At 46.3% G+C, this 26,982-nt stretch carries 22 protein-coding genes and 1 tRNA gene; 9 read left to right on the forward strand and 14 right to left on the reverse strand.

Going from position 1 to position 26,982, the window contains the following annotated elements; translation table 11 throughout:
• Positions 1 to 131: 131 nt before the first annotated feature.
• The 4 genes from ACO1NU_RS05115 to ACO1NU_RS05130 all read right to left on the reverse strand — a co-directional run bounded on the left by ACO1NU_RS05115 (position 132) and on the right by ACO1NU_RS05130 (position 3,777).
• Positions 132 to 1,019, reverse strand: coding sequence for an NAD(P)H-binding protein (locus tag ACO1NU_RS05115; RefSeq protein WP_448817386.1), 888 nt, complete (start codon positions 1,017 to 1,019; stop codon positions 132 to 134).
• 25 nt (positions 1,020 to 1,044) lie between these two features.
• Entirely contained in the window at positions 1,045 to 2,109 is a 1,065-nt protein-coding gene (locus ACO1NU_RS05120) for an alkene reductase (RefSeq protein ID WP_448817387.1), read from the reverse strand.
• Between the two features lie 96 nt (positions 2,110 to 2,205).
• Entirely contained in the window at positions 2,206 to 3,189 is a 984-nt protein-coding gene (locus tag ACO1NU_RS05125; protein WP_448817388.1) for a helix-turn-helix domain-containing protein, read from the reverse strand.
• Positions 3,190 to 3,303: 114 nt separating this feature from the next.
• Positions 3,304 to 3,777 (reverse strand): VOC family protein, encoded by a 474-nt coding sequence (locus ACO1NU_RS05130; RefSeq protein ID WP_448817389.1) that lies wholly within the window; start codon positions 3,775 to 3,777, stop codon positions 3,304 to 3,306.
• Between the two features lie 77 nt (positions 3,778 to 3,854).
• Between ACO1NU_RS05130 and ACO1NU_RS05135 the strand changes: the two genes are divergently transcribed.
• Entirely contained in the window at positions 3,855 to 5,579 is a 1,725-nt protein-coding gene (locus ACO1NU_RS05135) for an acetylxylan esterase (protein ID WP_448817390.1), read from the forward strand.
• 435 nt (positions 5,580 to 6,014) lie between these two features.
• On the opposite strand, the gene ACO1NU_RS05140 is transcribed toward ACO1NU_RS05135, so the two are convergent.
• Genes ACO1NU_RS05140 through ACO1NU_RS05150 form a run of 3 tightly spaced genes read right to left on the reverse strand, consistent with a single transcriptional unit; the run spans position 6,015 to position 11,812 of the window.
• A complete protein-coding gene (locus ACO1NU_RS05140; RefSeq protein WP_448817391.1) occupies positions 6,015 to 6,854 on the reverse strand; it encodes a hypothetical protein in 840 nt (279 codons plus the stop codon).
• 16 nt (positions 6,855 to 6,870) lie between these two features.
• Positions 6,871 to 8,571: a RagB/SusD family nutrient uptake outer membrane protein gene (locus tag ACO1NU_RS05145; RefSeq protein WP_448817392.1), complete on the reverse strand. Its 1,701-nt coding sequence runs from the start codon at positions 8,569 to 8,571 to the stop codon at positions 6,871 to 6,873.
• A 10-nt stretch (positions 8,572 to 8,581) separates the two neighbouring features.
• Positions 8,582 to 11,812 (reverse strand): SusC/RagA family TonB-linked outer membrane protein, encoded by a 3,231-nt coding sequence (locus ACO1NU_RS05150; protein WP_448817393.1) that lies wholly within the window; start codon positions 11,810 to 11,812, stop codon positions 8,582 to 8,584.
• A 635-nt stretch (positions 11,813 to 12,447) separates the two neighbouring features.
• Here ACO1NU_RS05150 and ACO1NU_RS05155 point away from each other — a divergent pair.
• The 3 genes from ACO1NU_RS05155 to ACO1NU_RS05165 are packed head-to-tail and all read left to right on the forward strand — an operon-like array spanning position 12,448 to position 13,919.
• Positions 12,448 to 12,678, forward strand: a complete 231-nt coding sequence (locus ACO1NU_RS05155; protein ID WP_448817394.1) for a helix-turn-helix transcriptional regulator — start codon at positions 12,448 to 12,450, stop codon at positions 12,676 to 12,678.
• Entirely contained in the window at positions 12,662 to 12,997 is a 336-nt protein-coding gene (locus tag ACO1NU_RS05160; protein ID WP_448817395.1) for a HipA N-terminal domain-containing protein, read from the forward strand. The genes ACO1NU_RS05155 and ACO1NU_RS05160 overlap by 17 nt, the downstream gene beginning before the upstream one ends.
• Complete coding sequence (locus ACO1NU_RS05165) at positions 12,984 to 13,919, forward strand: HipA domain-containing protein (RefSeq protein ID WP_448817396.1); 936 nt, start codon at positions 12,984 to 12,986, stop codon at positions 13,917 to 13,919. The genes ACO1NU_RS05160 and ACO1NU_RS05165 overlap by 14 nt, the downstream gene beginning before the upstream one ends.
• Positions 13,920 to 13,979: 60 nt before the next feature.
• Here the strand turns inward: ACO1NU_RS05165 and ACO1NU_RS05170 are convergent, their stop codons facing one another.
• The 3 genes from ACO1NU_RS05170 to ACO1NU_RS05180 form a co-directional block, all read right to left on the reverse strand.
• The gene (locus ACO1NU_RS05170) at positions 13,980 to 14,732 is read right to left on the reverse strand and encodes a helix-turn-helix domain-containing protein (RefSeq protein WP_448817397.1); all 753 of its coding nucleotides are present in this window, start codon (positions 14,730 to 14,732) and stop codon (positions 13,980 to 13,982) included.
• A gap of 74 nt (positions 14,733 to 14,806) precedes the next feature.
• The gene (locus tag ACO1NU_RS05175; protein ID WP_448817460.1) at positions 14,807 to 15,343 is read right to left on the reverse strand and encodes an aldo/keto reductase; all 537 of its coding nucleotides are present in this window, start codon (positions 15,341 to 15,343) and stop codon (positions 14,807 to 14,809) included.
• Between the two features lie 121 nt (positions 15,344 to 15,464).
• A tRNA-Lys gene (locus ACO1NU_RS05180) sits at positions 15,465 to 15,537 on the reverse strand.
• Between the two features lie 270 nt (positions 15,538 to 15,807).
• Between ACO1NU_RS05180 and surE the strand changes: the two genes are divergently transcribed.
• The 4 genes from surE to ACO1NU_RS05200 are packed head-to-tail and all read left to right on the forward strand — an operon-like array spanning position 15,808 to position 18,662.
• Entirely contained in the window at positions 15,808 to 16,584 is a 777-nt protein-coding gene (gene surE / locus ACO1NU_RS05185; RefSeq protein ID WP_448817398.1) for a 5'/3'-nucleotidase SurE, read from the forward strand.
• Positions 16,577 to 16,837 carry a stationary phase survival protein SurE gene (locus ACO1NU_RS05190; protein WP_448817399.1) on the forward strand — a complete coding sequence of 87 codons (261 nt, stop codon included), beginning with the start codon at positions 16,577 to 16,579 and terminating at the stop codon, positions 16,835 to 16,837. The genes surE and ACO1NU_RS05190 overlap by 8 nt, the downstream gene beginning before the upstream one ends.
• Positions 16,838 to 16,847: 10 nt before the next feature.
• Positions 16,848 to 17,954, forward strand: a complete 1,107-nt coding sequence (gene lpxB / locus ACO1NU_RS05195) for a lipid-A-disaccharide synthase (RefSeq protein WP_448817400.1) — start codon at positions 16,848 to 16,850, stop codon at positions 17,952 to 17,954.
• Between the two features lie 57 nt (positions 17,955 to 18,011).
• Complete coding sequence (locus tag ACO1NU_RS05200; protein WP_448817401.1) at positions 18,012 to 18,662, forward strand: HAD family hydrolase; 651 nt, start codon at positions 18,012 to 18,014, stop codon at positions 18,660 to 18,662.
• 99 nt (positions 18,663 to 18,761) lie between these two features.
• Here ACO1NU_RS05200 and araA read toward each other — a convergent pair whose 3' ends face one another.
• The 4 genes from araA to ACO1NU_RS05220 form a co-directional block, all read right to left on the reverse strand.
• Positions 18,762 to 20,252, reverse strand: coding sequence for an L-arabinose isomerase (gene araA, locus ACO1NU_RS05205; RefSeq protein WP_448817402.1), 1,491 nt, complete (start codon positions 20,250 to 20,252; stop codon positions 18,762 to 18,764).
• A gap of 15 nt (positions 20,253 to 20,267) precedes the next feature.
• The gene (locus ACO1NU_RS05210) at positions 20,268 to 20,969 is read right to left on the reverse strand and encodes an L-ribulose-5-phosphate 4-epimerase (protein WP_448817403.1); all 702 of its coding nucleotides are present in this window, start codon (positions 20,967 to 20,969) and stop codon (positions 20,268 to 20,270) included.
• 24 nt (positions 20,970 to 20,993) lie between these two features.
• The gene (locus ACO1NU_RS05215; RefSeq protein WP_448817404.1) at positions 20,994 to 22,682 is read right to left on the reverse strand and encodes a ribulokinase; all 1,689 of its coding nucleotides are present in this window, start codon (positions 22,680 to 22,682) and stop codon (positions 20,994 to 20,996) included.
• Between the two features lie 71 nt (positions 22,683 to 22,753).
• Entirely contained in the window at positions 22,754 to 23,461 is a 708-nt protein-coding gene (locus tag ACO1NU_RS05220; protein WP_448817405.1) for an NUDIX hydrolase, read from the reverse strand.
• 467 nt (positions 23,462 to 23,928) lie between these two features.
• Between ACO1NU_RS05220 and ACO1NU_RS05225 the strand changes: the two genes are divergently transcribed.
• Positions 23,929 to 26,976: a SusC/RagA family TonB-linked outer membrane protein gene (locus ACO1NU_RS05225; RefSeq protein WP_448817406.1), complete on the forward strand. Its 3,048-nt coding sequence runs from the start codon at positions 23,929 to 23,931 to the stop codon at positions 26,974 to 26,976.
• Positions 26,977 to 26,982 lie beyond the last annotated feature (6 nt).

A 26,982-nucleotide genomic window follows, 5' to 3' on the forward strand; every position in this document is an offset into this window, starting at 1 on the left:
TCCCATGGATGAATTTGCCCAAGAAACACCTTGTGGATATTCCGCTCCAAACTGCACCAGTAAATTTAAAAAAATGTTAGTTATTGTTTGGGAAGTTCAAATCAATCTAAGTCAATACATAAGCATTCAACTTAGCTCTGCAAAAATTTAGCTTTAAACTCCCGGGCGAACTGAGCGAGCTTGATTCGGCCGCTTACTGGCGCACCTTTTTCAAAGAAACCTTTAGTCATGATGCCTGCTCTTACCCCTTGACCCATTTCGACAATAAGCCCCACCAATTCCTGCGGTAATCCGGCAGACAGCATACCTTGCCTAAGCTGCTCATCCGGGATGTTTGTCCAGGTTAGCTCCGGTTTGCCTATAGCCTGTCCGAGCAGGGCAGCGATCTGGTTGCCGGTTGCAATATCGCTGACAACGTGTTTCACTTCAAACCTGTTTCCCTCGGCCTGTAACTCCTCAGCAATCGCCGACGAGAGATCATCCGGGTGCGTAAGCGGCAAGCGCTCGTCGCCGTCATAGTTGTTGCCGAACATACCCCGGCTCTTGATCAATGGAATATCCCGTAGAAAGTTTGTATAGAAGAATCCTGATCTCAAGACAGTTACTGAAACGCCGGTCAAACCCTGCAAGATATGCTCCACGCGATTTACGCCTTGTACCGGACCTGTTCCTTCCGATGCATCAGCACCAATGCTGCTTAGCATCACCACTCTGGGTACTCCTGCTGCTTTGATGGCCTCGGCATAAGCTTGCCCTGCATCAGCAATATTCTGTATCAAATTGCTTGTACCTATGCTCGGCGGCATCATGGTGTACACCGCATCCGCACCCTGGAATGCTTTGGTAAGGAAGTCCGGATCACTGATGTAACCAACGGCGGCTTTTGCACCAAGTGCTTCGATCTCTTCTTTGCGGTTATCTTTAGTCGTGATCACCGTTACTTCATGTCCGGCTGCGATCAGTTTCTCTACTAAGGGTTTGGCTACATTACCCAATGAGCCTGTTGTTGTAATTTTCATAGTTTTATGCTTTAAGATTCTTCAATTAGTTGAGTTCAGGATAATCAGTGTAGCCTGTTTCGCCCGAGGTATAAAGCGTGTTATAGTCCGGCTGGTTTAAGGGCTCGTTTTTTTCTATCCTCCTAATGAAGTCGGGGTTAGCGAGGAAGCTTCTTCCAAAGGCTACCAGGTCAGCAGAACCATCTTGCAGTTTAGCTTCCGCGGTTTCTGCTGTAAAGCCGTTGCAGTAGATGATGGTATTTGTAAACGCAGCCCGGATGCCCTGATGGGTTTTGTCTGGAATGTCCGGATTGTTAGATATGTGCAGGTAAGCGATGCCAAGGCGGTTCGTTTCTGTTGCTAAGAGAACATACGTTTCGTGCACTTCTGCTTCTTCATAAGCAGGAATATCGTTCGACAATAAAAACGGTGATATGCGCAGGCCAACCTTTTCGGCACCAATGGCATCAGCAACCTGTTGGACGATCTCAAGCGTCAGGGAGGCACGGTTTTCAATGGAGCCGCCATAGCTATCTGTACGGTTATTCACGTGCGGATTAAGAGATTGCTCCAGCAAGTAGCCATGTGCACCGTGCAACTCCACACCGTCAAAGCCGGCAGCTATGGCATTCTGGGCAGCCTGAACATGCTCTTGTATAACACGGGCGATACCATCTGCATCTAGCGGTAGGGGTGCTGAATACTCCTCCATACCCGTATCTGTATAGATCTCACCGGCAGCTTTAATGTCCGACATGCCGACTACCTGGTAGCCTCCGGGCAAGTTGGACTGGTGTGCTACTCTTCCCGTGTGCATGATCTGCAGGAAGATCTTGGAACCGCCAGCATGCACAGCATGGGTCACCAGCTTCCAGCCATCAACCTGGGCTTCCGAAAAGATGCCCGGTATACGCGGGTAACCTAATCCTTCGGGGCTGGGTGAAGTTCCCTCGGTAATGATGAGGCCGGTGCCTGAACGCTGTTTATAATAAGTAGCCATGAGTTCATTCGGCAAATTATTCAGCGCCCGGCTGCGGGTCATAGGTGCCATTACGATATGGTTCTTCAATTGTAGTGCGCCGTTAGTGTACGGCTGAAATAACTTCTTCATATTGCTATGTGTTGATTGACATAGCAAAGGTGGCCCTAATCAGTAGCTGATAATAGCGCAATGAGACGCAAAATCAGTCGCATCCGGTGATGTCGCTCAGTCCTGCTTCGAAAAGCATTTAGGAGTGACACCATAATGTTTCTCAAACAAGCGGCTGAAGTGGCTCAGGTTAGAAAAGCCCAATTCATAGCCTACTTCGGCAACAGACCGCTTGCCCTGCTTCAACAGGAAAGCGGCTTCTCCCATTCGGGCCTTCTGGTAATAGTTGTAAATGGTATCGCCGAACGTTTGCTTGAACAGCTGTTTCAGCTTGGTTTCACTCATGGCGGCAATCTTTGCCAGTTCGCTGATCACCGGCGGTACGCTCAGCTCGCTGAGCAGCTCGTTGCGGATCCGCATAAGGCGTTCCACATCGGCACTGTTGATCCGGTGCTGTACCGTACTTTCGCGCGAAGCCAGCTGACGGAAGAGCAGGTATAAAAGCTCCAGTACTTTCACCTGCATGTAGAACAGGCTCAGGCTATCGGTCATGTCCACCGCGGCAATATGCTTCAGCAACAGTTTAGTTTCTGCAGTCATGCCTTCAAAGTAAACAAAGGAGTTACCGCTGCCCGTGATGGTACCAATGACCGCGTTTGCGTTTTCCATCGCTAACAAAGCCTTAAGATAAGCCGGCGCAATAGCTACTACCACGTAATTCACCTGGTGATTTGCGGGGAAACGTATGGTCGAACTCAGGTCGTTAGAGGTCACCTGAATAGCCGAATCATCCCGCTGCGAAAAAAGTACCTGCGGATCATCGTTAAAGGCGATACTCAGCGTTTGTTCATTGCTGTAAAAGAAGATGGTGATCAGCTTGTTGCCGAGGCCGGAGGCATTACGCCTGATAACCAGGTCTTCACGGAGCGTATAATGATGCTGGGTGATCTTGAACGCCTCTCCGAAAGATAGTTTCCGGATGTATCCCTCGCCCAGGCTTTCCGGAATCGATAACATGTTGTTCCGTACAGGTGCATTGATGTGACGCGCAAAGTGCGTCAGAAAGTCAAAGTCAGGCGTAGTGGAGAAATTGAATATCATACGGTTGATACAGCAACATAATTAGGCAGTATCTAAATCGCAATTTAAATAAATTGTCTAAATCACTGGCGTTAAATCCATATCGCGAAAGCTTGTTATATTTTATCCAGAACTTCAATCCAGGATATCTGCCGCTGTTTTGTTGCCAAGTTGCTCGGCCAATCCGATAAGAATGCTCTCCGGCCCACGAATGTAGCAGAGCCGGTACACGTCCCCATACTGCACTATTTCGCCAACCAGTTCGGCACCAAGCCTGGTAAGTCTTGATACTAATTCGTCAATATTGTCGACGGTAAACATCAGACGTAGGTAGCCGAGTGAGTTCACCGGGGCAGCCCTGTGGTCTGATACGGGAGTTGGCGTTAGAAACCGTGAGAGTTCAAGTCGGCTGTGTCCATCCGAAGTTACCATCATCGCAAGCTCTACCGATTGATTTCCAAGTCCCGTAACTCTTCCCGCCCATTCACCTTCAACCATGGCTCGTCCTTCAAGTTTCAATCCTATCTCCTCAAAAAAAGAAATGGCCTTGTCAAGCGATTCTACAACGATACCCATGTTGTGCAGCTGAGGTACTTTGCTTCTTGTCATAGTTCTTTTCTTTTAGCAACAGTTAATAATCTATCCTATATTTATCGTGTATATAACGCAATTGTAATCCCCATTTGATGAAACGCTCTGTTCTCTCTCTGATATTAGTAATGCTAAGTTCCTATGTATTCGCCTCAGATGGAGAACTTGCATTAAAAGGTTCGAACTTAATACCTTATGTGTGGAAGGTTTCAAAGGACGCAAATTTACAACTGTCTCAGGCCGACGTCGACATTCATAAATGGCCGTCCATAAATTTAGGAATAAGCTGGGAGAGACAAGGATATTTTTCTGCTGATAAGGAGTTGGTACTGGCAACTTATTTCGACGTTTCAAAAGCGCGGGCAGACAGAAGGGAGGTGCCTTTTCAATTAGCGGTAAACCTGCAATGCAAGGTTCTTGAAGTATATCTGAATGGTAATAAGATTGGTGAGAACTTTCAGTTCCAAAATCGACCGACGGTTATCAGCGTCACCGAAAGTCAATTATTGTTTGATAAAAGAAACTTGATCGTGCTGAAAATAGCCAATGTCAAATGGACAGGCGGTATCTGTAAAAATATATTCAGGCTCACACATCCCGATTTTGCTTCTTCAGATTCTATTAGTTTAAAAACTGCAGTGCCGGCAAATACTTATTATGAAAAGGACAATTTAGATTTTTCTGTTCTTTATAAATTAAATGGGCGAATTCCGGCTAAATTAAAGATGACCGTAATATCCGACTTTCATGATACTGTAGCCACTCGGAATTTTGGATTGATAAAGGAAGACAGGTCGTTTGCTGTTTCCTTAAAAAGGAGATTGTTTAAGCCTGGATTTTATCATATAATAGTTTATACCGATGGCCCTTTTTACGAACAAGCAGATATGTGGATCGCCATTGAACCAGAGAGAATATCCTGTAGTGAAGACGGAGCTCCGAATCTAAAGACCTGGTGGGACAAGACGAAACTTGAATTGGATTCTATAGGCGCCCAAACAGAGATGACTAAATTGACCGATTCGGGAAATCCTTCAAAAGACGTATATAAGGTTGAATTTACCTCTCTTGAGAATATAAGGATTACCGGGTTTATGTTTGTTCCTAAAAAAGAAGGACGCTTTCCGGCTATACTGCATGTGCCTGGATATGGACAGGCTTACACATCGGGTAGTTTCAGTAGTAATACGGAAGATGTTATTGAGTTTGCGGTTGCGATAAGAGGACAATCTCCAAGCAATAAAGTGATTAATCCGGGATTCGGCGTGGTAGGACTGGCGGCCTACAAAATCGATGATCCGCGTACTTATATTTACCGGGGTGCTTATATGGATTGCCTGAGGGCTTTGGATATCCTGAGATCGTTTTCTAGAACCGATTCTTCCCGGGTTGCTGTGATGGGAGGGAGCCAAGGCGGCGGTCTTTCCCTGGCAACGGCGGCACTAGCCGGCAATAAGATTAAAGCATGCGTCACATTATGTCCTTTTCTTAGCGATTTAGCACATCATGGCATTGTGAGGGAAGTTTGGCAACGGGAAAAATTCTATTTCTCTAAAGCATATGAATGTGAAATGGAAACGATAGATAGTACGCTTAGCTATGTCGACGTCAAGAATATGGCACCATGGATAACCGCAAAGGTTTTCTTTGCTTCTGCACTTTTTGATGACGACTGCCCTTCACATGTTGGATTTGCTGCATTTAACAAAATCAATGCTGAAAAAAGGTATAAGATTTATCCTAATGACGGCCATATGGTCCTGGCAAATGAAGCAAAAGACGATGGGTATCATTTTTTAAAAGACGTTTTAGGATATTAACTTCAGCTGAACTTCAGTGTCAAAGAAGGGGACTATTTTCTTTAGTAAGGTGTATGATCCGTAAATGGTCCTAATCCCTGGAGGGGAGGGCATTCCGCACTTTAGCTACAATCCCAATGCCCGTTGGAGCGGCAGGAGCACTGCTGCCAGAATTTTAGCGCGAAGCTTTGGACTGAAAACAAAAACAAGGCAGCTCCTGCGATAAATATTTGGGTCTTCGTAATTGAGTTATTGTAGAGTTTGCATAGAAAGTCTACGGATTTGTTGTCAGATATAAACGGCTGCATAGCACTTCACTTCCGCAAAGGGAATTACATCACCAGTACTAAGGGACAAAGGCTTCAAAAACGTATAATCGGCGCACACCAGAAACGGGTGAGCGTCAAACTGACGCTCACCCGTTTCTGGTTAAAAGGCAAGGTTTCGGATATATTATTAATCAACAACAGTTTTAAACATCCAAAACCATGCTGTTCCCCATTCTGCAACATTAGGTTCAGGGTGACTTAATACCATTTGTTTGTTGTCTAGTACCAAAATATCGTATTCATATATCTTTGCATTCCCTTCATTAGGCGATATCCCATTTAATATGGTAGTCCCTTTCAGGGTTAACTTTCCCTTTCCCCAAACAGTTCCATTACTGGCAACCGACTTGCTATTCATATTGAATGAAAAGGTTCCTTCTTCAGTAGTACCATCTGATTTAACCTTGCTAAATTTTGCACCTCTTAAAGAGAAAATCATTTTTGCTCCGGCTCCCTCTTTAGGAGACTGACCATGGATATCCGCTATCGGTACTACCCACCAGGCTGGTGCAGAACTAGCTAAGTAGCCTCCATTACCCCAAACTGCAGGTTTGGTATCATCCCATTCCCACTCTTTCACGGAACCACCAGTCAGATAGCCCCATTCCGGAGGTACAGGAAAATACATATCCTCCACGTTGACCTTAAGGGTGCTTGTAATTTGAGAACCATCAGGATTTCTACCAGTAAAAATAATATCGTTCTCTCCAGCAACCACCATAAGGACGGTGTCCGTCTTTTTCTGGGTTGTACCTGTCCCGAAATCCCACGAGGATAAAACAGGACTAGAATTATTCAGAATAACTTTGTTTGTGTTTTTTCCATTAATAATTAATGGAACTGCCGTAACATTAAGCTGTTCGGCGCTTATAGCACCTCCCATATCTAACCTGTCTTCAACCGGCTCGCAGCTTATGAGCGTGAAGGTTGAGATTAAAACCGTTATATACGCAATATATCGTTTCATAATTCTATTTATATAATTACCATCCTGTGAATTCAGCAGCAGGCGTTCCCCATCCCGGGTTTTGAACCAGTACTCCGTCAGAAAGCAGGATCTGCGATTCAGGAATAGGCCAGAAGCCCCTGGTTGCTTCAAACCTTGCTCTGTAACCTCCTCCAAATCCTCTCATCTGTGTATCATTACCTTTGTTTTTAATTGCAACACCTTCTTGTGTAGCTAATGCAGTAGCGGCATCTCCCCAACGCATCAGATCAAAATAACGAAGTCCTTCAAAAGACAGTTCCCAACGACGCTCTCTTTTTAAAGCCTCCAGTGAATATGCTACTGGCGGAAGCTTCGCTCGTACACGAACCTTGTTTATTCCTGTAGCTTCTTCTTTCAGTTCCGACTGCATCAATAATACATCTGCAAATCGGATTAGTACCAAATCCTGAGTATGAGCAAGCTGCATATCTGCCGGAGCTTCATCTTGTAAAATAGCATAGGAAGGAATTAAAGCACCTGTTTCTTTATTATACGCAGTTATCGGAATGTATTTCTTTTGCCAGAAGCCGGTTTCTTCCATCTGATTATCGGCACCATAGATGTAACTTTTTAGATCTGTTTCAACATTCATGATAGAGGCTGTACGTCGAATATCAGTTGGTTCAGCCTGCCTCCACTCATTCCATAATTTAGAGTTAACCGGACCGGCTCCCCAGCCTTGACCAAAAGGAAAAGTATTCGCCAAACCGTTATTTGAGCGTAGACCAAAATGCAGCATATTTTGGTTCGAATAACCCAACTGAAAATTAGTTCCCCAATCTACAGAAGTACCAAACTTTACTGCAAATACAGTCTCCTTATTGCCGTCACCGACCCATTTTAACCCATTGTCGGTGGTGTACTTATAATCCTTCGCTGTATACTCATTTGTATATGGCCATAGATTCCTGAAATCATCGACTAAACCATGCCCGCTGCTATTTACACACTCATCGATCCATGTTATTACCTGAGCTTTACTGATAGATCCACCTTCGTTAGCTACTGGTAATTCGGTTTTTTTATAGTATCCGGTATAAAACAAAAATACGCGAGCCATCAATGCCTCTGCAGCCCATTTAGTTGCATGACCTGAAGTAATACTGGTGTAAGTTTCGGAAGACATCAGCCTGATAGCTTCATTCAAGTCATAGGCTATTTGAGCATAAGTTACATCAGCAGGACTTTTCGGCAAGTTTACCGCTTGTGTTGTAATCACCAAAGGAACTTCACCAAACATTTGTGAGAGTTCAAAATAAAACAAAGCCCTTAAGAAATATGCTTCTCCAAGCAGCTGGTTTTTTTGTGTTTCATTCTCCCAGGAATTTACTTTATCAAGATTTTCAATTGCCGTATTTGCTCTGTATATTCCTTGATAACGTGCAGTCCAAAATGGCTCAAAACGACTACTCTTAGTGTTCATTAGGTGATCAAGTCCTTGCATATCTTTATCATTTTCTCCCCCTCCTCCGAAACGGTCGTCGGAAGCCAGTTCAGACATATAGAAATGCGAATGTTGCGGGTTTGAAATTGCCGAGTTCAATGTAGAATAAATCCCGGTGATCATTTGTTCTGCATCAGCAACAGTGGTAGGGAAATTTCCTGTATTTTTCCTTGTGTAGCTTTCTGACTCCAGGTTCTTTTCACAGGCTGAAAAAACGAATGTCAGGGCTACTAAACTTATAAATTTCTTCATTGTCTTGTTGTTAGAATGTGAGATTTAAACCGATCAGATAGGTCCTCGGAGTTGGATAAAATCCTAAATCAATGCCCGACACCCAGGTCTGAGCATCGCCATATCCAATTTCCGGATCCATACCTGAGTATCCCGTAATGGTAAATAGGTTTTGGCCTGTAAAATATAATCTGGCCCTCCCGAAAGGCATTTTTGGCAATACAGATTTCAGATCATATCCAACCGTAATGTTCTGAATCTTCACATAATCACCATCTTCAATATAAATGTCAGAAATATATTGGCTGTTGGTATGACTTCCATTAGTTAAACGAGGGTAGCGGTTCGAGGTTCCTTCGCCATACCATCTTTGAAAAACTTCTGTAGTATAATTTTGCAATGGGCTATCAGCAAAAGACCGGTATGATTTTGCAATCTGCTGCCCAAAAGCTCCTGTAGCAGTAACCGACAGGTCCAAACCTTTATAACCAAGATTCAGATTTAATCCACCTGTAAAATCAGGATTTGGATTTCCTATCATGGTCTTATCTTCGTTTGATATTACTCCATCACCATTTCTGTCTACAAAAATAACATCTCCGGGTTGCGCAGTAGGCAGTAGACCTATACCTCTATTCCTGTAATCCACAATTTGTTCTGCAGTCTGGAAGATACCCGCTGTTTTATATCCGTAGAAATAACCAATGGGAAAACCAACCTGTGCACGATACATTTCAGTAGTACCCTGACTCAACACATGTTCGGGTCCATGAATAATTCCTTCTGCATTAGCGATTCGGGTCACCTCATTCTTATTGTAAGCTCCGTTCAGGCTAATTCCATACCTAAAGTTATTCAACGTTTCATTCCAGGTTAAACCCAATTCAAATCCCTTGTTGACAATATCTCCGCCGTTAATATATGGTGCTGCAGTTCCATAAGAAGCTAATATTGGAGCCTGTACTAACCAGTCCTTGGTGGTTTTTTTGTACCAGTCAAACGTAATCCCTAATCTATCCGCTACGAACCTGGAATCCATACCTATATTTAATTGCTCAGAGGTCTCCCATGTAATGTCTGGATTAGGCAATATATCCGCATATCCACCTGTCGATAGTGAATTTTTATTGTTGCCAAAATAATATCCATTTCTTGTATCGAACGCAATAGTAGCTAAATACTGAAAGGGCGAAATATTTGCATTTCCATTCTGACCCCAGCTCGCGCGAAGTTTCAGGAAGTTTACCAGGCTATTCGAACCTTTCATAAAGGATTCGTTGGATACTACCCAACCCGCAGCTACAGATGGAAAGTAACCCCAACGGTTACCCTTTGCAAAATTAGAGGAACCATCGGCTCTCATAATTAAGGTAGCCATATAGGTTTCCTTATAGTTGTAGTTTAGCCTTCCGAAGAAAGATGATAAACCACCTTCGCCCCATGGTGCGCCGGAAATAACTGTATTGGTACCGGAAACTCCCGGAGTATTGGTGATCCAGGCATTTTTCCATGACCCGGGAAATAAGGATCCGGAATTTCTGGCACTTAAATCATCCCCCATTCCCCATGATTCCATAGATGTTCCAGCCAATACGTCAAAATTATGCTGGTCATTAATAGACCATAGATAAGAGAGGGTGTTTTCAAAGGTTGTACTGTAACCGCTTCCCTGATTTTGCTGCACATCATCCTCGGCATTGGAAACAGTGGTCGACAAAGCGTAAGCAGGGGTATATTGTCTATAGGACGATGCAGTCATCCTATAACCAAAACTACTTCTGAATTTTAAGTTCTTAATTGGTTGCAGTTCGAGATAAGCATTCGCAAGCAAGGAGTGATTTTTACTTCGGTTCTGTCCACGGTTATACACCATACTAGCAAGCGGGTTTGCTGTCGATCCATCAAGCGCCCAGCCGTCCGCTGTTTTACTTGCTTGATCATAATAATTACCATTTTCATTATATACCGGAAGCAGAGGATTTCCTACAAGCATATTATGAATATCGTTCCAGTAAATATTTCCGATACCGATCCCCGATCTTTCGGAATAGGAGTAGGTCAAATTTTCACCAAATTTGATTACGTTAAAATCGTCTTTCTTTAAAATGATATGATCAGAATTTATCCGGAAATTATTTCTTTTAAACTCAGGCTGGGTGGGTTTACCGAAAATGCCTGACTGATCATTAAGTGAATAACCTAGTGAGAACTTAGATTGATCATTTCCTCCCGATATATTAAATGCATGATTCTGAGTTGGGGCATCATCATAATGAATCTCCTCTAACCAGTTTGTTCCGTTCCAGGTACCTGCCTGAATCTGTTCATATTGTTTTGGAATTATGCTGGCCCAATCATAGGGTTCCTGTCCCTCATTAAAACGCAGTTCGTCTATTACGCTTATATATTCTTTTGCCGTAAGCAGGGAAGGCATTTTATATGCATTTTGACGACCAATGTAAGTGTCGTAAGAAAATACCAATTTACCTGCTTTTCCCTGCTTTGTTGTTACAAGAACAACTCCATTGGCAGCTCTGGAACCATAAATAGCAGCTGAAGCAGCATCCTTTAAGATGTCAACCGACGCTATATCAGATGGATTTAAAGTATTGATATCACCCCCTGCAACTCCATCAATCACATATAATGGCGATGAATTTCCAACAGTTCCTAAGCCACGGATAGTTACCTTAAAAGACTCACCGGGCATACCTGAACTCTGCGTGATCTGAACCCCAGGCGACTGGCTTTGCAAGGCTCCCATAACACTTGATGTGCTCAGCTTTTGCAGATCTTCTCCTTTAACTTGAACAGAAGCTCCGGTGGTCAACTTTTTCTTTTGAGTACCATACCCAACTACCACAAGTTCATCCAGCATTTTCATTTCCTCGACCAGAATGACATTAATTGAACTTCTTGTCCCCTTGTTGACGCTTTGACTCGTGTAACCGATATACGTGAAGATCAAAGTGGGGCTGGCATTACTTACCTTGATAGAAAAACGGCCATCGGAATTGGTGGTTGTCCCGTTTGTAGTTCCAGATTCCCGAACACTGACTCCAATTAGAGGCTCGCCGCGTTTGTCGGAAACCCTACCTGTAACAATGTTTTGTGCGATCTCTGATCGTACACTTAGCTTGGTAACGCTATTGATAGCGTACGCATCGGGTGAAACAGACAAGAATATCAGCTGAAAAACAGAGCATTTCAAGGCTAATCCTAAGGTCTTTCTCCCAAACTTTTTGTAGATTATGGATTCCATTAGATTTATTAGGTTAGATAAAAGGTGTACTAGGCTGAACTATTTATACGAATGATAGTAATCCCCCGCGGGGAATCTTTACTTCATTCATCGACAATCAATCTTGTGATTGCTTTCGCCTCTGCAAAACAGTATAAATAGGTTGAGAAGGATAGGAAGTAAGTCTTCGTAACGTTAGTCTCATATTAGGTAGGTTTAAATAATTAGTATATAGTGGAATTAGCAAGTCTTGATTACCACTTGTGATGTAAATGAATCAGGTAGTTAGATTGTCAAATAAGTTGCAGATCGGTCATTATACATGTAGGTTTGTCTCTATAAACCTACATGTATGAAAGCATTAAAAGTGATAGTTTTATATCCAATCACTAGACATTTTTAACATATTTCGCATGTGGTTAAAGTCTTGAACTAGCCCACCGTATCACCTACGAACGAAAAATTCATTTTCCAGTTGAGGCAATGAGAGGCAAGCTCTCCAAAATTATTGTCCCCACTATGTATCGTGATGATCTGCCCAGGGCTACACATGCCGTGGATCGCTTTATACCCTGCCGGGTATAATTTACCTACTACATCTTTATCTTGTACCCGTTAGGGTATGAAATACAAATATTTATTATATTTATACCCGAATGGGTACAACTATCAATCCGTTAGCGGCATTTGTTCGCGCGAAGAGAAAAAGTCTAAAGTTCTCTCAGGAAGAACTCGCATTTAAGGCTGGTGTAGGTCTTCGTTTTCTTAGGGAGCTCGAAAGGGGCAAAACAACCCTGCGCCTCGATAAAGTAAACCAGGTGCTGGAGCTTTTTGGAAAGCAGGTGGGCATAACTGATCTGGAACAAAATTATGACACAGAAAGCTAAGATCTTTTACCGAAACCGCCTGGCGGGATATCTGGAGAGATACGAGGCCGGATACCGGTTTTCATATGAGAAAGCTTATCTGCGACACGCAGAAGCCAGACCGGTGAGCCTGACAATACCGCTTTCAGAATATTCTTATACCAGCCGGATCTTGTTTCCTTTTTTCGATGGCCTCATACCAGAAGGATGGTTGTTGAATATTGCCAGGCAAAACCTGAATCTCAAAGAAACAGATCGTTTCGAACTGCTGGTCACCCTTTGCAAAGATACGATCGGGGCAGTAACAGTTGTGCCAGATGGGGAGGATGCAGATGAATAGATGCTACTTCTGCTATCGACAGGTACCTCAAGGGCAGCATTATCACAAAAACTGCTGTAAGAAATTCTTTGGTACAGACAGCCTTCCCGTTCTTGAGCTGAATAAGGAGTTATTGGAGGAACTTGCAAAAGAGACTATCAATAAACGTATCTCCATAACTGGAGTGCAGCCCAAGCTTTCGGTTAGTTTAGACAGGGTTCCGGGGCAAAGCGAACGTTTAACCATTGTAGGCCTATGGGGTGCCTACATCTTAAAGCCCCAGCATGCCGAGATTCCTCAAATGCCTGAAACGGAAGATCTCACCATGCATCTGGCTTCAGTATTCAAAATAAACACGAGCGCACATTGTCTCATCCCTACGACAGCAGGTCAGCTGGTATATCTCGTAAAACGTTTTGACCGTCAAGGTGATCTGAAGATACACATGGAAGATCTTTGCCAGCTCGGAGAGTTCCAGACGGAGCAGAAATACATGAGTACTTATGAGCGCTGTGGAAAGCTGATCCTCAAATACTGTACACATAAAGGCCTGGAGGTCCTGAGTTACTTTGAACTCCTGGTGTTTTCATTTTTAAGCGGCAATAACGATATGCATATGAAAAACTTTGCCGTGCTGCATCAAGACGGTCAAATTGTACTTAGCCCAGCATATGATCTCATTAATAGCAATCTGATAAACCCGGCCGATAAAGAGGATATGGCCTTGTTGTTGAATGGGAGAAAGAAGAATATCAATCGCGATGACTTTCAGAAACTCTCAGAGGTGTTGGGTATACGCGAGATAGTTTTTAAGCGCATAATGCAGAAATACACAGGCAGTACTGAAAAGGTGAAAGATTTGATTGACAGATCCTTCCTGTCGGATCCCTACAAGGAAGAGTACAAGAGAATATGGCAGCAAAAGCTTACAAAGCTGATTTAAATGAAACATAGTTATGATCCATACACCAGGCCCCTTCGGACAACACACATTCCCCAACAATCACTTTGGAGAACGATCATAATATAGTTCAGTAGGCGCCATGCCGAACTTTTTCTTGAAAGAATACGAGAAGTGCGACAGGCTCTCAAAGCCCAGCTCAAGGTAGATGGCTGAGGGTTTTTGATGCTTCATTTCGATAAGTTGTTTTGCTGCGTTCAGCCGCATGTCCTGCAGCCACTGCCGGGGCGGTGAGCCGAAAGTTTTCTGGAAGTCACGTTTGAAACCCGCCAGGCTGCGCCCGGTCAACTGTGCAAATTTTTCGATAGGGACATTGAAATGAAAATTACTGAGCATGAACTTTTCCAGGTCGATCTTATGAGGCTGCGAAAAGTCAAATAAAAAGTTGCGAAGTCCGGGCAAGGCAAGCAGTAATAGTTTAATGCCTTCTTTAACTTTTAGGATGCCCATTTCGTCTGTCATGGCCGCTCCAGAGCGTCGTGCGTATGGAACAATAGATTGAAAATACCCCTGCAAGAATTCGTTTGAGGGAATCAGGATGTTTGGCGGACCAACATATCTCCGGTCTGCTTCAAGTTTTTCTTCCAGCGCGATTCTGCGCAGCAAGTCTTCCTGGAGGGATATGACAATGGTTTCGTAATTTGCTTCGGGAAAGGGTGTTTTAGTGAGCGTACCCACCTGGTTTTTGCCAATCAGCAGCATTTCTCCTCCGGTCATCGAAATGTTCTGTCCAGAGGTCTGTAAGACCAACTGCCCTGAACCTGTAGTATTAAGGTAGGGTGGTTCCAAAAACATACTTTCTCTTTTCGTTCGGAAGAGAGGTAGGAGTAGAAAATGACGCCGGGGAGGATTTCTGCTGGACTTTCCATTTAGCGTTGCAAGTAAGTGCCACCAAGTATGGCGCCGGGTGCAAAAGTAGTGTTTAAGGTGCTCATTTCTTCCGGCGTAAAAACAATATCCATCGCTGTGATATTTTCCGGTAAGCGCGACCTGCGGCTCATGCTTACCAGCGGCATCACGTTTTCGCCTTGTGCGTTTACCCAGGCGATCGCAACCTGTGGTGGCGAATAGCCTTTATCCTTTGCTAACTGCTTTAATACCTCGACTTTTTTCAGGTTATGAATCAAGTTTTCACCCTTGAAACGGGAGAAATGATTACGGTAATCGTTTTCTGCAAGCGGAGCATTCAACTCTCCGGTCAACAAGCCTTCAGCAGTACCAGCGAAGGCCACGATGCTAATGCCTAATTCCTTTGCTGCAGGCAGCAGTTCGCTTTCTATCCCGCGCTCAGCGAGCGAATACCCGATTTCCAGCGCCCTTATGGGATAAGTGCTGTTAGCTTTACGAAGCTGGTCTGCTGTAATTTCCAGAGATACCTCATTCTTCCTCTTCCGACTTGCTAAGATTTATGCTTAATGATCATCTCCCCCCAAGAATTCCGCTTGATCCGCATTGATCCTAAGTTTTGGCTTGATCCAAAACCTAGCCCCCAAAACGCAAAAAGGCGCAATCTCTCGCGCCTTTTTGTGATCCCGCTGGGATTCGAACCCAGGACCACTACATTAAAAGTGTAATGCTCTACCAGCTGAGCTACGGAATCTTACTTTTTCTTCTTCGTTTCAGCATTTCTGCTTACCTCGTTTCCGTTAAAGTGACGCAAAGATACGCCTACAAGCCTTTCAGTGCAACTATTTACAACTCTTTTTTCCTCCCTTTAGTATAAGCTCTTCAAAATCAGTCCCAAAAAATCACGCCAACACGAACTCCAACAAGCGCCAATATCCCCTCAAAGCCGTCAGGAAACATCATCATGCCGTAACATCCCCACATCCGCTCTTTAAATTCTATCCCTTTTCGTAATTTCGCAAGGATGACAAAGAAACCAACTCCAACCATATTGGTGGTTAACGACGACGGCATCGACGCCCCAGGCATTAAAGTTCTCATCGATGCCATGAAAGGCCTCGGCAGGGTAGTGGTCGTAGCACCTGATAGCCCTCAGTCGGCAACGGGACACGCCATTACCATAGCAAAACCACTTCGTTTAGACCGCGTACACATCTATCCGGATGTGGAGATGTATAAATGCTCCGGAACTCCCGTAGACTGCGTAAAGCTCGCAGTAAACAAAGTCTTCCAGGGTAAGAAACCAGACCTTTGCGTTTCTGGTATCAACCACGGGCTAAACCACTCCATTAACGTTATCTATTCAGGAACCATGTCAGCAGCCATGGAAGGCGCCATCGAAAGCATTCCTTCGGTAGGTTTCTCGTACGACGACTTCTCCTACGATGCTGACTTCTCCAAATGCGTTCCCTTTATCAAGATAGTGGCACAGCAGGTCCTCGAACACGGCCTTCCTTTAGGCACGCTATTGAACGTGAACTTCCCAAGAGTAGAGAACATCAAGGGACTTAAAGTATGCCGTCAAGCCAACGCCAAGTGGGCAGAAGAGTTCGACGAGCGTAAAGACCCGCATAACCGCAATTACTATTGGCTGACAGGCGTATTCCAGCTGAACGACAGGGGAGAGGATACCGACGTTTGGGCTTTGAACAATGACTATGCGTCCATCGTGCCCGTGCAGTTCGACTTTACCGCTCACCACGCCATCCCGCTGCTGAATAACTGGAACCTGGATGCTTAAGAAAGATAATATCTGGCTGGGTACTGTACTGGGACTCGTGTTCCCCGGTATTGCCTATTTCATTGTAGAGATCCTGAAAAAGAATGTCCGCATTCTGGAAAAGGACGACCTGCTCTACATCGGCTGCGTGGCAATCAATCTCTTTCTGGTGCGCTACTTTTTCCGTAAGAACAGCGAAAATACAGCACGCGGCATTGTAGCCTCAACATTTATCTGTGCCTTTGTGTTCTTCATGTACAAGGTTCGCCAATAACAGCACTCAAATGAACTACTATCTTATTTCGGGGGAGGCCTCGGGCGACTTGCACGGAGCTAATCTGATGAAAGCGATCAAACAGACTGACCCTCAGGCGAACTTTCGTTTCCTGGGTGGTGATCTGATGCTGGCTGAAGGTGGCCATATTGTCAAACACTACAGCGAAATGGCCTTTATGGGTTTTGTGGAAGTGGTGATGAATCTGCGGACTGTCCTGCGCAACATCAAAATGGTAAAGCAGGATCTGCTCCAAGACAGACCGGATGCGCTTGTCCTGATCGATTTCCCTGGCTTCAACCTGAAGATCGCGGAGTTTGCCAAGAAGAACGGCATCAAGGTGTTTTACTATATCTCACCCAAGGTCTGGGCCTGGAATCAGAAGCGCGTCCTGAAGATCAAAAAGGTGGTGGATCATCTCTATTGCATCCTGCCCTTCGAAGTGGAATTCTTCCGTTCCTGGGGTATGGAGGTCGATTACGTCGGTAATCCGCTCCTGGATGAAATTGCGGCCAGTACACCGAACGAAAACTTCCGCACACAGAACGGACTCACAGACCAAAAGATCATCGCCCTGCTTCCCGGGAGCCGCCGTCAGGAGGTTTCTTCTATCTTAACGGATATGCTGAGCGTGGTCAGGAACTTTCCGGGATACCAGTTCGTCATCGCGGGTGCTCCTACGTTTACGCAGGACTACTACGATGCACTGATGCCCAATCAAAAGCTGAAGGTGGTATTCGGACAGACATACGACTTGCTGAGAAATGCCGAAGCGGCTATCGTCACGTCCGGTACGGCGACGCTGGAGACGGCTTTGTTTCATGTTCCGGAGATCGTGGTCTACAAAGGCAATAAGATCTCAATCGCCATAGCGCGACTGGTCATCAAAATCCGCTTTATCTCTCTGGTGAACCTCATCATGGATAAGCTGGTGGTAAAGGAACTGATCCAGGAGGACTGCAACCCCGCGAAGATCACGGAAGAATTAAATGCCCTCCTGCACGACGATGCCTACCGCAGCAACATGCTGAAAAATTATCAGGAATTGTCTGAGAAGATGGGAGAGCCCGGCGCGTCTAAACGGACTGCCGAACTCATTTTTAAGGAGCTTCAATAAGCGCTCCGGATACAGCGCGCAGCTTCAATAGAGCTCCGCACAACAAAACAAGAAATTATGAAAGCATTTTTGTTCGACCTTAACGGTACGATGATCGATGATATGGACTTCCACAACCGTGCCTGGCACAGCATCCTCACTGAGGACCTGGGCAAAGACATCTCCATGGAAGAAACCAAGCTCCAGATGTATGGCAAGAACTCTGAACTGCTGGAACGGGTGTTCGGCAAAGACCACTTCACCCAGGAACGCATGGATGAACTATCAAAAGAAAAGGAGAGACGCTACCAGGCGGCTTTCAAACCGCATCTGAAGCTGATCGACGGTCTCGACAGGTTCCTGGAAAAGGCTCATCAGAAAGGAATCAAAATGGCCATCGGTTCTGCCGCCATCCCTTTCAATATCGACTTTGTACTGGATAACCTGAACCTCCGCCACTATTTCCCGGTAACCGTCAGCGCTGATGATGTGGTCCTGAGCAAACCAGATCCTGAAACGTTTGTAAAAGCGGCTGAGCTGCTCAACGTCAAACCTGAAGACTGCATCGTCTTCGAAGATAATCCCAAAGGTGTGGAAGCTGCGCTAAACGGAGGAATGAAAGCCGTTGTCCTCACCACCATGCACGAAGAGCATGAGTTTGAAGGCCTGCCCAATATCCTCAAGTTCATCGAAGATTATAACGACCCTTATATACTAGAGCTGATCTGATCTAAAAAAAGAACCCAGGCTTGCCTGAAAAAATATCCAACAAACAAAAAGGCCCTGAAGCATTACACTCCAGGGCCTTTTACCATATAAAAAACGATCTTACTTATAAGCAACCTCGCTCCAGCGGAGCTCATTCTTGAACTGGTACAGGTTTGTTTCCTTACCGATCTTCACGAACTCGATATCCGCCATTTCAGCGAAATCCTGCATGTGCTCAGATGTTAAGTTCTGGCTGTAGCCGGTGTGGTGTGCACCACCCGCCAGGATCCATGCTGCTAGGCCGGTCTTCATATCCGGGTATGGCTTCCACAGTACACGTGCTACAGGAAGGTTCGGCAGGTCGTGCTCTGGAGCTACTGCTTCTACTTCGTTCACCAGCATACGGAAACGGTTACCCATATCGATGATGGATGCGTTCAAAGCCGGTCCTGCTGCTACGTTGAATACCAAACGAACTGGATCTTCTTTACCGCCGATTCCTAATGGGTGGATCTCACAAGATGGTTTGCCATCAGCGATAGACTCGCAGATCTCCAGCATGTGTGAACCCAATACCAATAGGTTAGATGGGTCGAAGTGGTAAGTATAGTCTTCCATGAATGCGTTTCCGCCTTTCAGTCCGCTACCCATTACCTTCATCGCACGTACTAAAGCTGCTGTCTTCCAGTCGCCTTCTCCTGCGAATCCATATCCGTCAGCCATCAGACGCTGTGCTGCGATACCTGGCAATTGTTTCATGCCGTGCAGGTCTTCAAATGTATCAGAGAATCCTTTGAATCCTCCGTCTACAAGGAAGTGACGCATACCGATCTCGATCTTCGCTGCTTCACGCAATGATGCATGCTGTGCGCCGCCTTTTCTCAAAGCTTCTACTACTGCATAACGTTCTGCATATTCTGCAGTCAGTTTATCGATCTCTCCATCGCTTACCTGGTTGATCACAGCTACTAAGTCGCCGATTCCGTAAGTGTTTACAGAGAAACCGAACTTCAGTTCTGCCTCTACTTTATCACCGTCTGTTACTGCCACGAAACGCATGTTGTCGCCAAAACGCGCGAACTTTGCTCCCTGCCAGTCGTTCCAGCCTGCAGCTGCACGGGTCCATGCATTGATCTGCTCCAATACTTCTTCGTCTTTCCAGTGACCTACAACCACTTTACGCTCTATGCGGAGGCGAGATACGATGAAACCGAACTCACGGTCTCCATGCGCACTCTGGTTCAGGTTCATGAAGTCCATATCGATGGTGCTCCATGGAATATCGCGGTTGAACTGGGTGTGCAGGTGCAATAACGGCTTGCGAAGGATCTTTAATCCGTTGATCCACATCTTGGCAGGGGAGAAGGTGTGCATCCAGGTGATGATACCGATACAGTTCTCTGCTACGTTGGCCTGCTGACAGATCTGGTAGATCTCTTCAGTGCTCTTTACTGTTGGTTTGAATACAACCTGCACAGGGATCTGTGATGCTGCATTCAGTGATTTGGCAATCTCTTCGGAGTGTGCCGCTACTTGCTTCAGGGTCTCTTCTCCGTAAAGATGCTGACTGCCGGTTACAAACCAGACTTCGAATTTCTTTAAATCTAACATATTTTTATAGGGATATTATTGTTGTCCGTAGTATGAATGTGGTCCGTGTTTGCGCTCGAAATGCTTCTTGATCAGCGAGTCCTTCAGGCGGGGTGCAACGGGACTGATTTGCTCCGTCAGCAGCGCCATCTTGGCTACTGTTTCCAGTACCGCACTGTTGTAAACGGCTTTTTCTGCTGTCTTACCCCAGGTAAAAGGTGCGTGGTTACCCACCAGGATCATCTCTACTTCTTTGTAGCTTAAGCCTTTCTCCAGGAAGCAGTTCATGATCTGGAATCCGGTCTGGTATTCGTAATCTCCCTCGATCATTGCGTCTTCCATTGGCGGCGCACAAGGTACGTCTACCGTGATATGGTCAGCGTGCGTTGTTCCGAAGATGGGAATATCACGCTGGCTCTGCGCCCATGCTGTTGCATAGGTGGAGTGGGTATGTACGATACCGCCGATCTCTTCCCAGTGCTTGTATAATACAGCGTGGGTCAGGGTATCTGAAGAGGGGCGAAGGCTTCCCTCAACGGTCTTGCCGTCGAAGTCCACAATAACCATCTTCTCAGGACTCAGATCTTCGTATGGTACTCCGCTTGGTTTGATCGCGAAGACGCCTTCCGAACGGTCTGCAGCACTCACATTCCCGAAGGTAAAGAGTACCAGTCCCAGTTTGGGTAACTGCATATTGGTTTCATATGCAGTTTGTTTGATTTGATCGTATTTACTCATCTTGATATCTGTGTATAAACAGCATTAAGCGTGTACTTCTTCGGTTAATAAGCCTTCAATGGCGTGTCCGGCTTCTGAGTAGTGCGCATAACGCTTCGCGTAAATGGCTACTCGCTCCGGGTTCGGATGGTACTCAGCGTCGAAGCCTTGTCCCATTGCCGCCATTGCATCTTCCACTCGTGGATAGATACCTGCTGCCGTAGCGGCAAACATGGCTGCACCGATCGCACAGGTCTGCTCTGATTTATGGATGCGGATCGGCATATTCATCACATCGGCCATCATCTGCATGATGAAAGGTGATTTCTTTGCTACTCCGCCTAGACCGATTAGTCCTTTTACAGGAACGCCCTGCTCATTGAAACGGTCAACAATCTTCTTGGCACCGAAACAGGTTGATTCTACCAGTGAACGGAACATCTTCACAGCATCACTTCCCAGGTCAAGACCAAGGAAAGCGCCTTTTAATGCTTGATTCGCATCTGGTGTACGTCTTCCGTTTAACCACTCAATCGCATACTCACCAAACTCTTCAATAGGCAATAAGGCAGCCTGCTTGCTAAGTTCAGGGATAATACGTCCTTCTACTTCTTCTAAAAGGCGTGCTGCAGTTTCTGCATCGATCACCTTAGAGTCGCCCACCAATTGCTTGAATGGACCCATCAGCACGTTCTTAAACCAGGCGTAGGCGTCTCCGAAAGCTGATTGTCCGGCTTCCATACCGATCATGCCTGGAATAATAGATCCGTTCACCTGTCCGCAGATTCCGTTGACCAGGATGCCTTCTACTTCATCGGCTGGTGCAACCAGCATATCGCAGGTGGATGTTCCCATTACCTTGCTCAGGTAGTAAGGCTCAATTTGTCCGCCTACAGCTCCCATATGCGCATCAAATGCACCAATACCGATCACCACATCATTGCTCAGACCTAAACGCTCTGACCATTCAGCACTGATCGTTCCTGCTTGTTCTGCTGATGTATAGGTTTTGCTGGCTAATCTGGACGGGAATCCTTTCAATAGGGGATCGAGAGAAACAAAGAACTCTTCCGGCGGGAATCCACCGAATTCTTCATTCCACAGGGATTTATGTCCTGCTGAACAAACGCTGCGTTTGATCTCGTCTACGTTGTTTCCGCCTGTCAGTACGAATGGAATCCAGTCGCAATGCTCTACCCAGGTATAGCAAGCCTGACGGACCGCCTCATCGGCACGCAGAATGCGCAGCAGCTTCGACCAGAACCACTCCGAGGAGTAGATCCCGCCTACGTATTTCAGGTAGTTGGTCTCAAACTTAGTTGCATGCTCATTGATCTCCGCAGCTTCTTTTACCGCTGTATGATCTTTCCAGAGCACGAACATCGCATTCGGGTTGTCCTTGAATTCTGGTAACAGGGCCAGTGGAGTTCCTTCTTTGTTTACAGCAACGGGAGTGGATCCTGTCGTGTCTACCGAGATGGCTTTCACCTGCGCAGCCACTTCGGGACCTACCTTCGCCAGGCATTCCTTGATGGTGCTTTCCAGTCCTGCAACGTAATCTTCAGGATGCTGACGGAACTGATTCTTCTCAGGATCGCAGAATGCACCTTTTTTCCATTGAGGATAATAAAATACAGAGGCAGCTAATTCCTCACCACTGTTTGCGTTTACGATTACTGAGCGTACCGAGTCCGTCCCGTAATCTACTCCAATAACAAATTTTTCTGAAGACATAATTGGTATTCGTGTCTAATTAACACTTAATGATGTCAAAAATAGAAATTACTTGTCAATATGTACGCTTTTTATAAAAGAAAATTATCGGGTGTTGGTACGAAGTTTACGAAGGTCTGTAGTTTGTCTTTATACTGCGATTTATCGAGCATATAGTAAAAGGCTCCTTTCTTCGATCCTTCTTTGTCTTTCTCCTGTTGTTTGATCAGGAGGTCGGCCGATAAGACCTTTCTGCTGAAGTTCCGCTTGTCGAATTCGGTATCGTAAACGGCGGTGTATAAGGACTGTAGCTGTGGTAATGTGAACTTATCGGGAAGCAGCTCAAAAAGAACAGGGTGCAGCGCGGCCTTGTATCGCAGCTTTTTCAGCGCGGCTTCTACCATCTCATTATGGTCGAAGATCAGCTCCGGCCGCTCTTTCAGCAGGAACCATTCCGGCCTGTATTCTTCGCTTAACTGTTCGGTATATTTCTTAATGTCGATCAGCGCGAAATAGGTGATACTGATCACGCGTTCTATCGGGTCGCGCTTCGGGTTCCCGAAGGCTTCCAGCTGCTCCATGTACACACCCTCCAGTCCCGTGAGCTGTTTCAGGATCCGCGCCGCGGCGTTCTCGGGACTCTCATCCGGCTGTAGAAATCCGCCCACGACGCTCCATTTGCCCATCTCGGGTTCAAAGGCTCTATGGATCAATAACAATTTGAGGTTTTCTCCGTCGAAACCGAATATAATACAGTCAATAGCGATCAGAAGACGGGTCTGTTTGGAATACCTGTTCATGGATAGGTTTGTTCGATAAATATCTTATTGGTTAAATAGCGGCGAAAGATAAGAGATTTTCTGTCCGCATAAAGTATGTTATGTCAAATTAACAATTATTCCTACGCTTCTTTCCTGGTTACATCATTAGGAATTTTCTGTTTTTTCATAAACCCTACTAATTCTATAGATTAATTATGTACTTCTAATTTTTCCCCTATATTTGTCTGTAGAAACTCAAACAATCAACAAACAAACGACTGAAAAATAATGAAGACGCAAAAGCACCGGTCTCATCAGACAGCGAAAGTATTGAACATGCCTCATGCAGTTGTAAAGCGAATGTGTTGTTGCCGGTAGGGATATAAATAAAGCCGGAAGAGTAGCTCTCCCGGCTTGTCGGATAAAATCAGAAAGTAACGCCAATTGCCACTGACTCTATCCCGTTCTTATCAATCAATTGCTCATTAATAAAAACATCCAAAGGTATGAAATTATATACCCGGACTCGTTATGCGCTTAGTTTTGTATGCGCATTTTTACTTGTCCCTTTTACTCCCGTACTGCTCCGGGCTCAGCAAGATCCCCGGCCACTCATCAACTCGAGCCTGCATGGTACCGTACTCGACGATAAAACGAAGGACCCTCTCGTAGGTGTATCCATACAAATCAAGGGGACTACGCACTCGGCACAAACAGATGCTAAAGGGCGCTTTCAGTTCATCACGGGACAGAAGTTTCCCTATAATCTGATCATCAGCTATATCGGCTACCAAAAGACGGAGGTCACTGCAACGGGCAGTCCCATTGAAGTTCTCCTGAAGGAAGATATCAAGGCACTTAACGAGGTGGTTGTGGTAGGCTACGGCACGCAGACCCGCCGCTCCATGATCGGCTCGGTATCCACCATCAAAACCTCGGAGATTGCCAACCAGCCCTCCGCCAGCTTCGATCAGCAGATCCAGGGCCGCGCTGCAGGGGTACAGGTGGGCTCCAACACTGGGGTGCCGGGCGACGGGCTTTTCTTCCGCATCCGCGGAACGACTTCCATCAACGCCAGCAGCGACCCGCTCTACGTGATCGATGGCGTCTTCATCAATAACCAGTCGCTGCAAAAGATTACGACTCAGGGTCAAGCGAATAATCCGCTGGCGGACATCAACCCCGCCGACATTGAATCGATTTCTATCCTGAAGGATGCTGAGGCGACTGCCATCTACGGGGCGAGGGCCGCAAACGGAGTAGTGCTTATTACGACCAAAAGGGGCACCTACAACTCCCGCCCCAAAATCGCCCTTAACGCATACGCAGGGGCAGCATGGGCACCTAAACTTTGGGATCTGCTGACAGGTCCCGAGCACGCCACCATTATCAACGAAGCCTGGCTGAACGACGGGAAGCCTGCTGCTACCCGTCCTTTTCGCCCGGTGGATGAAGGGGGACGCGGGCTTCCTGAACAGCAGCAGACCTACGACCGGCTCAACGACATCTTTCGCACCGGGGCGATCCAGAACTACGATCTTTCGGTGTCCGGCGGTAACGACAAAACCCGCTACTACATCGGCGGGGGATATGCTTCCCAGGACGCCACATTGAAAACGAATGATTACAGTCGTGCCAGCTTCAAGGTCAACCTCGATCAGACCATCAACTCTTTCCTGAAGGTGGGTACGAGCAATACGCTGGCCCGCTCATCCCGTGCGAATGCAAGGGTAGGAGACGGTCCCCAGGGTGGTATCCTGCAGGCGGCACTCCACACGCCTACTTATCTGCCGAAGTTCAATACGGATGGAACGTATGCAAAATGGGCGGGCTTCGACAACCTCGACGTGCTGATCAACAATACGGACATGAGCTCCGTCAGCACCCGCTACATCGGTAACGTATTTGGCGAAGCGGAGATCATCAAGGGACTGAAGTTCCGCACAAGCTGGAGCCTCGATTATAACAATTACGATGAGTTTGAATACTGGAATTCGCTCACCAACCGCGGCAGTGCCAACAAAGGTCTTGCTACCTCCAGTATCAGCCAGAACCTAATCTGGAGCAGCGAACAGACGCTGACCTATCGCACCTCCTTCCATAAGGAGCATACCCTGGGTGTGCTGCTCGGAAACTCGGTGCAGGGGAATACCGCACGCCAGACCTTCGCCCAGGGAACGAACTTCCCCTCTGATGATCTGAAGCAGATCGCTTCGGCGGCGACAACAACTTCTTCGTCCAACCTGGCAGAAAATAAGCTGTCTTCGTTATTTTCCCGGGTCGACTATAACTACGCGGGCAAATACTTCTTCGAAGTGAGTCTGCGGGCCGACGGCTCTTCCCGCTTCGGAGCGGATAAGAAATGGGGCTACTTCCCTTCAGCAGGGCTTTCGTGGCGAATAAAAGAGGAATCTTTCCTCAGAAATTCACAGTCCGTCAGCGATCTGAAGATCCGCGCCAGCATCGGTCTTACCGGAAACCAGAACGGCATCGACAACTACGCGGCTCTTGGCCTTTGGCAGGGAGGGTATAACTATCTGGACAACCCGGGATCTGCCCCGATTCAGCTGGCCAATGCCGATCTGGGCTGGGAGTCGACTCGCCAAACCAACCTAGGCGTGGACCTCGGCCTGTTCAAGGATCGCCTGGGAATTGAATTCAACGTCTATTCCAAGTACACGGAAGATCTCCTGTTGAACGATCCGCTGGCTCCCAGCACGGGATTCTCTTCCATCACCAAGAACACCGGTGAGATCAGCAACAAAGGCTTTGAACTCGGCATCAACAGCACCAATATCGCCGCTGAGCATTTCAGATGGCAAAGCAACCTGAACCTGGGACGCAATATCAATAAAATTGAAAAACTGCCGACGCCCATCGATGCTTCATACAACACTATCCGCATGATTGAGGGCTATCCGCTGTATTCTTTCTTTGTCTACAAGCAGCTGTATGTCGACCCGCAAACGGGCGACGCGGTATACGAGGACCTGAATGGGGATGGTCAGATCACCGTGGCCGACAAGCAGGTTGTCGGCAATGCTTCTCCGAAGCTGTTCGGGGGACTGAATAACTCGTTTTCCTTCAAGGGAATCGATCTGTCTGTCTTCTTCAACTTTTCTTACGGAAACAAAATCTATAACAACAACCGCTTCTTCCTCGAATCGGGCGGTACGCGTGATGACCGCCGTGCCATCAACAAGAACCAGCTGAACAGATGGCAGAAGCCGGGCGATATCACCGATGTGCCGCGTGTGACTACGCAGGGAACCAACTATACGCTCAGCCCGAGCAGCCGCTTTGTGGAGGATGGTTCTTTCCTGCGCCTCAGTACGGTGAATCTGGGATACACGCTGCCTAAGCACCTCAGCAGAAAAGTGAACGCATCTTCTGTCCGCATCTATGTCACCGGAACGAACCTGGCACTGTGGACCAAATACAGCGGTCCGGATCCAGAGATCAACGTCACCTCCAATCCCCTGGTTCAGGGATACGACCTGGGTACGCCTCCCGTGCCACGCACGGTGCAATTGGGTTTAAATGTCACACTCTAAAAGATC

This window comes from Arcticibacter sp. (assembly GCF_053551015.1).

Bases quoted from the DNA above. Each gene is read 5' to 3' on its own strand.
- ACO1NU_RS05115 (WP_448817386.1), bottom strand. From the start codon at position 1,019: ATGAAAATTACAACAACAGGCTCATTGGGTAATGTAGCCAAACCCTTA.
- ACO1NU_RS05120 (WP_448817387.1), bottom strand. From the start codon at position 2,109: ATGAAGAAGTTATTTCAGCCGTACACTAACGGCGCACTACAATTGAAG.
- ACO1NU_RS05125 (WP_448817388.1), bottom strand. From the start codon at position 3,189: ATGATATTCAATTTCTCCACTACGCCTGACTTTGACTTTCTGACGCAC.
- ACO1NU_RS05130 (WP_448817389.1), bottom strand. From the start codon at position 3,777: ATGACAAGAAGCAAAGTACCTCAGCTGCACAACATGGGTATCGTTGTA.
- ACO1NU_RS05135 (WP_448817390.1), top strand. From the start codon at position 3,855: ATGAAACGCTCTGTTCTCTCTCTGATATTAGTAATGCTAAGTTCCTAT.
- ACO1NU_RS05140 (WP_448817391.1), bottom strand. From the start codon at position 6,854: ATGAAACGATATATTGCGTATATAACGGTTTTAATCTCAACCTTCACG.
- ACO1NU_RS05145 (WP_448817392.1), bottom strand. From the start codon at position 8,571: ATGAAGAAATTTATAAGTTTAGTAGCCCTGACATTCGTTTTTTCAGCC.
- ACO1NU_RS05150 (WP_448817393.1), bottom strand. From the start codon at position 11,812: ATGGAATCCATAATCTACAAAAAGTTTGGGAGAAAGACCTTAGGATTA.
- ACO1NU_RS05155 (WP_448817394.1), top strand. From the start codon at position 12,448: ATGGGTACAACTATCAATCCGTTAGCGGCATTTGTTCGCGCGAAGAGA.
- ACO1NU_RS05160 (WP_448817395.1), top strand. From the start codon at position 12,662: ATGACACAGAAAGCTAAGATCTTTTACCGAAACCGCCTGGCGGGATAT.
- ACO1NU_RS05165 (WP_448817396.1), top strand. From the start codon at position 12,984: ATGCAGATGAATAGATGCTACTTCTGCTATCGACAGGTACCTCAAGGG.
- ACO1NU_RS05170 (WP_448817397.1), bottom strand. From the start codon at position 14,732: ATGTTTTTGGAACCACCCTACCTTAATACTACAGGTTCAGGGCAGTTG.
- surE (WP_448817398.1), top strand. From the start codon at position 15,808: ATGACAAAGAAACCAACTCCAACCATATTGGTGGTTAACGACGACGGC.
- ACO1NU_RS05190 (WP_448817399.1), top strand. From the start codon at position 16,577: ATGCTTAAGAAAGATAATATCTGGCTGGGTACTGTACTGGGACTCGTG.
- lpxB (WP_448817400.1), top strand. From the start codon at position 16,848: ATGAACTACTATCTTATTTCGGGGGAGGCCTCGGGCGACTTGCACGGA.
- ACO1NU_RS05200 (WP_448817401.1), top strand. From the start codon at position 18,012: ATGAAAGCATTTTTGTTCGACCTTAACGGTACGATGATCGATGATATG.
- araA (WP_448817402.1), bottom strand. From the start codon at position 20,252: ATGTTAGATTTAAAGAAATTCGAAGTCTGGTTTGTAACCGGCAGTCAG.
- ACO1NU_RS05210 (WP_448817403.1), bottom strand. From the start codon at position 20,969: ATGAGTAAATACGATCAAATCAAACAAACTGCATATGAAACCAATATG.
- ACO1NU_RS05215 (WP_448817404.1), bottom strand. From the start codon at position 22,682: ATGTCTTCAGAAAAATTTGTTATTGGAGTAGATTACGGGACGGACTCG.
- ACO1NU_RS05220 (WP_448817405.1), bottom strand. From the start codon at position 23,461: ATGAACAGGTATTCCAAACAGACCCGTCTTCTGATCGCTATTGACTGT.
- ACO1NU_RS05225 (WP_448817406.1), top strand. From the start codon at position 23,929: ATGAAATTATATACCCGGACTCGTTATGCGCTTAGTTTTGTATGCGCA.